Below are 7,272 nucleotides of genomic sequence, written 5' to 3' on the forward strand. Positions count from 1 at the left end.
GCCGACTTCGCGCAGGCCGTCCTCGACGCCGGACTCGCCTGGATCGGACCGTCGCCCGCCGCGATCGCCGCCATGGGCTCCAAGACCGCCGCCAAACGGCTGATGGCCGCGGCCGGCGTGCCCGTCCTCACCGTCGGCACCGAACCCACCGAGGCCGACCTGCCGCTGCTCGTCAAGGCCGCGGCCGGCGGCGGCGGACGCGGCATGCGGATCGTCCGCGACCTCGCCGAACTGCCGGCCGCGCTCGCCGCCGCCCGCGCCGAGGCGCTCTCGGCCTTCGGCTCCGACGAGGTCTTCTGCGAGCCGTACCTGCCCACCGGCCGGCACGTCGAGGTCCAGCTGATGGCCGACACCCACGGCACCGTGTGGGCCGTCGGCGACCGCGACTGCTCCCTGCAGCGCCGCCACCAGAAGGTGATCGAGGAGGCCCCCGCCCCCGGACTCACCGCACGGCAGCGCACCGAACTCCACCGCGCCGCCGTCGACGCCGCCCGGGCCATCGGCTACGTCGGCGCCGGAACCGCCGAATTCCTGCTCGCCCCCGACGGCCGGCTCGCCTTCCTGGAGATGAACACCCGCCTCCAGGTCGAACACCCCGTCACCGAATGCGTCACCGGCCTCGACCTGGTCGCCCTGCAGATCGCCGTCGCCGAGGGCGAGGCCCTGCCCGCCGAACCGCCCGCCACCACCGGCCACGCCGTCGAGGCCCGCCTCTACGCCGAGGACCCGGCCCGCGACTGGCAGCCCCAGACCGGCACCCTGCACCGCCTCACCCTCGCCCACCCGCACACCGAATTCACCACCGGCGGGGCCCCCACCGGGCTGCGCCTGGACTCCGGCGCCGACGACGGCACCACCGTCACCGTGCACTACGACGCCATGCTCGCCAAGGTCGTCGCCTGGGCACCCACCCGGGCCGCCGCCGCCCGCCGGCTCGCCGACGCACTCGGCCGCGCCCGGATCCACGGCCCCGCCACCAACCGCGACCTGCTCGTCCGCGCCCTGCGCCACCCCGCCTTCCTGGCCGCCCGGCTGCACACCGGCTTCCTCACCGAACACGCCGCCGACCTCACCGCCCCCGACGGCAAGGACACCCCGCTCGCCGCCCTCGCCGCCGCCCTCGCCGACGCCGCCTCCCGCCGCACCGCGCTGCCCTCCGGCTGGCGCAACCTGCCCTCCCAGCCGCAGATCAAGCGGTACCGCGCCGCCGACGGCGGCGAATGGGAGGTCCGCTACCGGCTCGGCCGGACCGGACTCGACGCCGAGGGCCACCCCGGCACCCGGCTGCTCCGCTCCGCCCCGGACCTGGTCGTCCTGGAGACGGACACCCTGCGGCAGACCTTCCACGTCGCCGCCCACGGCACCGGCGTCTGGGTCGACGGGCCGAACGGCGCCACCGCCCTCACCGCGCTCGACCGCTTCCCCGACCCGGCGCAGCGGACCGACCCCGGCGCCCTGCTCGCCCCCATGCCCGGCACCGTCGTCCGCACCGCCGCCGCCGTCGGCGACACCGTCGCCGACGGACAGCCACTGCTCTGGCTGGAGGCGATGAAGATGGAGCACCAGGTCACCGCCCCCGCCGACGGGCTGCTCACCGAACTCCGCGTCGCCCCCGGCCAGCAGGTCGAGCCCGGCGCCGTCCTCGCCGTCGTCCAGCCCGCCTGAGCCCCGCACACCCCGTACACCCCTCGCACCCTGCACGGCACCCCACCCTCACCGCCCGGAAGGACGCCGCATGTCCGCACCGCGCACCACCGCAGGCACCCTCGTCGAGACCCCCGAACAGCAGGCCCTGCGCCGGGCCGTCGCCGACCTCGCCGCCCGCTTCGGCCCCGCCTGGTTCCAGGCCAAGGCCCGCGCCGGCGAGTACGCCGACGAACTGTGGGCCGAAGCCGGCAAACTCGGCTACCTCGGCGTCAACCTGCCCGCCGAGTACGGCGGCGGGGGCGCCGGCATCACCGAACTCGCCATCGTCCTCGAAGAGCTCGGCGCCGGCGGCTGCCCGCTGCTGATGCTCGTCGTCTCACCCGCCATCTGCGGCACCGTCATCGCCCGCTACGGCACCGAGGAACAGCGCCGCCGCTGGCTGCCCGGCCTCGCCGACGGCACCCGCCGGATGGCCTTCGGCATCACCGAACCCGACGCCGGCTCCAACTCCCACCGGATCGCCACCGTCGCCCGCCGCGACGGCGAGGACTGGCTGCTCACCGGCCGCAAGGTCTTCATCTCCGGCATCGACCACGCCGACGCCGTGCTCTTCGTCGCCCGCACCGAGGACGCCCGCACCGGGCGGCTGCGGCCCTCGCTCTTCGTCGTCCCCCGCGACACCCCCGGCTTCGAGTACCGGGCCATCCCGATGGAGCTGGTCGCCGCGGAGAAGCAGTTCCAGGTCTTCCTGGACGACGTCCGGCTGCCCGCCGACGCCCTGGTCGGCGACGAGGACGCCGGCCTGCTGCAGCTCTTCGCCGGCCTCAACCCCGAACGGATCATGACCGCGGCGTTCTCCATCGGCGCCGCCCGCCGCGCCCTCGACACCGCCGTCGACTACGCCCGCACCCGCACCGTCTGGGACACCCCGATCGGCGCCCACCAGGGCATAGCCCACCCGCTCGCCCAGTGCGCCATCGAGGTCGAGCTCGCCCGGCTGATGACCCAGAAGGCCGCCCACCTGTACGACGCCGGGGACGACCTCGCGGCGGGCGAAGCCGCGAACATGGCCAAGTACGCCGCGGCGGAGGCCGCCTGCCGGGCCGTCGACCAGGCCGTCCAGACCCTCGGCGGCAACGGCCTCACCCAGGAGTACGGCCTCGCCGCCCTCCTCACCGTCACCCGCGTCGGCCGGGTCGCCCCGGTCAGCCGCGAGATGGTCCTCAACTACGTCGCCCAGCACACCCTCGGCCTCCCGCGGTCGTACTAGGACGGTATGCACCAGGGGCGCTGGGAGGTGCCCCCAGCGCCCCTGAGCGGCCGCCCCTTTCCCCTGAGTGGTCACCCACTTCCCCCGGGTGGTTGACCCGGGCCCCTGGTGAGGTGCCCGCCCACGCAAAGGATCGCTGCACGCCCTCTGGGCTGCGGGGCGGAAAACGGGCAGGCTGTCACCCGGCAACCTGGCAGCACCGCGAGCTCCCCACCACCCCCGCCGGAGGTATGCATGGTGTTCCGCAGCGACCACCCCGAGATCGAGCCCGTCGACCTGCCGATCCACGACGCCGTCCTCGGTGACCTGAACGGCCGGGCCGGGCTGCCCGCCCTGGTCGACGGCGTCACCGGCCGCACCCTCAGCTACGCCGAGCTCGACCTCGCCGCCCGCCGGACCGCGGCCGGCCTCGCCGAGGCGGGTGTCCGCCAGGGGGACGTGGTCGCGCTGTTCAGTCCGAACACCATCGCCTGGCCGGTCGCCTTCTACGGCGCGACCCGCACCGGCGCCACCGTCACCACGGTCAGTTCGCTCGCCACCGCGGGCGAACTCGCCGGGCAGTTGCGCGACAGCGGTGCCCGCTGGATCGTCACCGTCTCCGCCTTCCTGCCGGTCGCGACCGAGGCCGCCGCCGCGCTCGCCGCCGAGGGCCGTCCGATCGCGGAGGTCTTCGTCTGCGACGAGGCCCCCGGCCACCGCTCGCTCGCCGACCTCGCCGCGACCACCGCGGCGGAGCCCGCGCCGCGGATCGACGCCGGCGACCTCGCCGTGCTGCCGTACTCCAGCGGCACCACCGGCCTGCCGAAGGGCGTGATGCTCACCCACCGGTCGATCGGCTCGAACCTGGCGCAGACCGACTCGGTGCACGCCACCGCCGCCGGTGAGCGGATCATCGCCGTGCTGCCCTTCTTCCACATCTACGGCCTGACGGCGCTGCTCAACCACCCGCTGCGCTGCGGCTCGACCGTCGTCGTGCTGCCCCGTTTCGACCTGGAGCAGTTCCTGCGGACCATCCAGGAGCAGCGGATCGAGGGCGTCTTCGCCGCACCGCCGATGGTCCTCGCGCTGGCCAAGCACCCGCTGGTCGACCGGTACGACCTGTCCTCGGTGAAGTACGTGCTCAGCGCCGCCGCCCCGCTGGACGCCGAGCTCGCCGACGCCGCCGCCCGCCGGCTCGGCCTGCCGCGCATCCACCAGGGCTACGGCATGACCGAGCTCTCCCCGGTCACCCACGTCGTCCCGCTGGACGACCCGGCGCCGCCGCCCGGCACGGTCGGGAAGATGGTGGCCTCCACCGAGCTGAGGATCGTCTCGCTGGACGACCCCGACACCGACCTGCCGACGGGTCAGCGCGGCGAGCTGCTCTTCCGCGGCCCGCAGGTGATGAAGGGCTACTTCGGCCGCCAGTCGGAGACCGACGCGATGCTGGACGCCGACGGCTGGCTGCACACCGGTGACGTCGGCTACGTCGACGAGGACGGCTACCTCTTCGTCGTCGACCGGGTGAAGGAGCTGATCAAGTACAAGGGGTACCAGGTCGCGCCCGCCGAGCTGGAGGCGCTGCTGCTCACCCACCCGGAGATCGCGGACGCCGCGGTGGTCGGTGTCACCGGCGAGGACGGCACCGAGCGCCCGAAGGCCTTCGTGGTGCGGGCCCCCGGCAGCGAGTTGACCGGGGCCCAGGTCCAGGAGTACGTGGCGGCGCAGGTCGCCCCGTACAAGAAGGTGCGGGCGGTGGAGTTCCTCGACGCGGTGCCGAAGTCCGCGAGCGGCAAGATCCTCCGCCGCGAGCTGCGGGCCCGCCCGTCCGCCACCGGCGCGCCGGCGATCTGAGAGGATCGGGCGCAACCGCCGTACACCGCCACCGGAAAGCCAGGCCATGACCGCCCACGCCGCCGCCCTGCGCACCCCGCAGCAGGACCGAAGCCGCGCCACCCGCCGCCGCCTGCTGGAGGCCGCCGTGGAGTGCCTGGCCGAGCTGGGCTGGCAGGGTTCGACGGTCGCCGTGGTCGCCGAGCGGGCCGGGGTGACGCGGGGCGCGGCCCAGCACCACTTCCCGACCCGCGAGGACCTCTTCACGGCGGCCGTCGAGCACGTCGCCGACGAGCGGCTGGCCCAGGTGCGGGCCAGCGCCGAGCAGCTGCCGCCGGCCGGTCCGGGGCGCACCGAGGCCGTGGTCTCCATGATCGTCCGGCTCTACACCGGTCCGCTGTTCCGCGCTGCGCTGCACCTGTGGGTGGCCGCCGCCACCGAGGACGCGCTGCGCGAGCGGATCGTCGCGCTGGAGAACCACGTCGGCCGGGAGTCCCACCGGGCCGCCGTGGAGTTCCTCGGCGCGGACGAGTCCCGGCCCGGGGTGCGGGAGACCGTGCAGGCCACCATGGACATGGCCCGTGGCCTGGGCCTGGCCAACCTGCTGACCGACGACGGGGCCCGCCGGGCCGGCATCGTCCGCCAGTGGGCCGGGCTGCTGGAGGCGGCACTGGCCGGCGGGGGACCGGCCGCGGACGGTCCGGCCGGCGGGAGACCGGCGTGCTGAGTACGAACAGACCGCGCCCGACCGGCCGGCGACCCGCAGTCGCCGTCCGGCCGGGCTTTGTGCAGTCTGGTGGGGACCGGATTGGCCGGCCTCCCACCGGGAAGGTACCGGGCAGGTGAACTCCTGAAGATGCACGGATTCGACTGGACCGCCACCGACGGCGCCGGCCGCGGTGAGGCGGGCGCCGCTTCGGCGCGCCTGGCCGGACACCGGCTGGTGCCGCTCGCCACCGCCCTCCTCCAGGAGGACGGCCGCATCCTGCACTGGAGCGAGGAGGCCGAGGCGCTCTCCGGCCACTCCGCCGAGGAGGCCGTCGGCTCCTACGCGGCCGAGCTGCTCGTCCCCGAGGGCCGGCGCCACCAGGCCGGCGAGCTGTTCGAGCAGATCATGGCGGGCTCCGGCTGGTCCGGCATCCACCCGATCCGGCACCGGGACGGCTCCGACGTCGAGATCGAGTTCCACACCTACCCGATCGCCGGCCCCGGCGGTCAGCACCTGCTGCTGGTCACCGGCTCCGACGTGCGCGCGCTGCGCCAGGTGGAGGCGGACCTCGCCGTCCTCGACGGCATCTTCAACCAGTCCCCGATCGGGATGGCGGTCTACGACACCGACCTGCGCTTCGTCCGGCTCAACCAAGCCCTCGCCAAGATCAACGGCGTGCCGGTGGACGAGCACATCGGCCGCCGGGTCTCCGGCGTGCTGCCGGGCCTCAACAGTGCCGAGATCGAGGCCGTGATGCGCCAGGTGCTCACCACCGGCCGCCCGATCGTCGACGCCCGCTCGCACGGCCGCACCCCCGGCGAGCCGCGCCGCGACCGCGCCTGGTCCGCCTCCTACTTCCGGCTGGAGGACTCCACCGGCCGGGTGCTCGGCGTCAGCTCCTCGCTGATCGACGTCACCGAGCGCTTCCAGGCCGAGGCGCGTGCCGCGCGCGCCCAGGAGCGCCTCGCCCTGCTCGCCGAGGCCACCGCCCGCATCGGCACCACCCTCGACCTGCAGCGCACCGCCGAGGAGCTGATCGAGGCGGTCATCCCGCGGTTCGCCGACTTCGCCACCGTCGACCTGCTGGAGCCGGTGCTGCGCGGCGAGGAGCCCGCCCCCATCCAGCCGGACAAGCCGATCCTCGTCCGCGCCGTCGCCGTCGGCGAGGCCTACGAGGCCGGGCTCACCCGGGCCGCCGACGCCGTCGGCGCGACGACCGAGTACGACGCCCAGCGCGTCTACACCCAGTGCCTGCGCAGCGGTCGGCCGCTGCTGCGCTCGCACGTTGACGAGGAGGTGCTGCGCGGCCTGGTGCCCAGCTCCGACCGGGTCGGCCCGGGCATCGCCGCGGGCGTGCACTCCTACCTGATGGTGCCGGTCCTGGCCCGCGGGATGGTGCTCGGCGGCGCCGAGTTCGTCCGCACCCGCAACCCCGAGCCGTTCACCGCCGCCGACGTCGCCCTCGCCGAGGAACTCGTCGCCCGCGCCGCCCTCGCCATCGACAACGCCCGGCTCTACCGGCGCGAGCGCGAGACCGCCCTCACCCTGCAGCGCAGCCTGCTGCCGCAGGAGATCCACCGCACCCTCGGCCTGGAGATCGCCCACCGCTACCTGCCGAGCAGCCTGGTCTCCGAGGTCGGCGGCGACTGGTTCGACGTGGTGCCGCTCTCCTGCGGCCGGGTCGCCCTGGTCGTCGGCGACGTGATGGGCCACGGCATCCGGGCCGCCGCCACCATGGGCCAGCTGCGCACCGTCGCCCGCACCCTGGCCACCCTCGACCTGCCGCCCGAGCAGGTGCTCACCCGCCTCGACGAGACCGCCAACGCCATCGGCG

General features: G+C 75.0%; 5 protein-coding genes. All 5 read left to right on the forward strand.

Going from position 1 to position 7,272, the window contains the following annotated elements; translation table 11 throughout:
- On the forward strand, positions 1 to 1,665 hold a 1,665-nt coding region (locus ABZ641_RS20935; RefSeq protein WP_359983784.1), incomplete at its 5' end, for a biotin/lipoyl-containing protein.
- Positions 1,666 to 1,735: 70 nt separating this feature from the next.
- Positions 1,736 to 2,917 (forward strand): acyl-CoA dehydrogenase, encoded by a 1,182-nt coding sequence (locus ABZ641_RS20940; RefSeq protein WP_344625857.1) that lies wholly within the window; start codon positions 1,736 to 1,738, stop codon positions 2,915 to 2,917.
- A gap of 237 nt (positions 2,918 to 3,154) precedes the next feature.
- Positions 3,155 to 4,750, forward strand: coding sequence for an AMP-binding protein (locus ABZ641_RS20945; RefSeq protein WP_344625878.1), 1,596 nt, complete (start codon positions 3,155 to 3,157; stop codon positions 4,748 to 4,750).
- Positions 4,751 to 4,796: 46 nt separating this feature from the next.
- Positions 4,797 to 5,456 (forward strand): TetR/AcrR family transcriptional regulator, encoded by a 660-nt coding sequence (locus ABZ641_RS20950; protein ID WP_344625856.1) that lies wholly within the window; start codon positions 4,797 to 4,799, stop codon positions 5,454 to 5,456.
- Between the two features lie 129 nt (positions 5,457 to 5,585).
- A partial coding sequence (locus tag ABZ641_RS20955; RefSeq protein ID WP_359983788.1) for a PAS domain-containing protein occupies positions 5,586 to 7,272 on the forward strand: 1,687 nt, incomplete at its 3' end.

The sequence above is a fragment of the Kitasatospora sp. NPDC007106 genome, assembly GCF_040634455.1.
Lineage (GTDB): Bacteria > Actinomycetota > Actinomycetes > Streptomycetales > Streptomycetaceae > Kitasatospora > Kitasatospora arboriphila.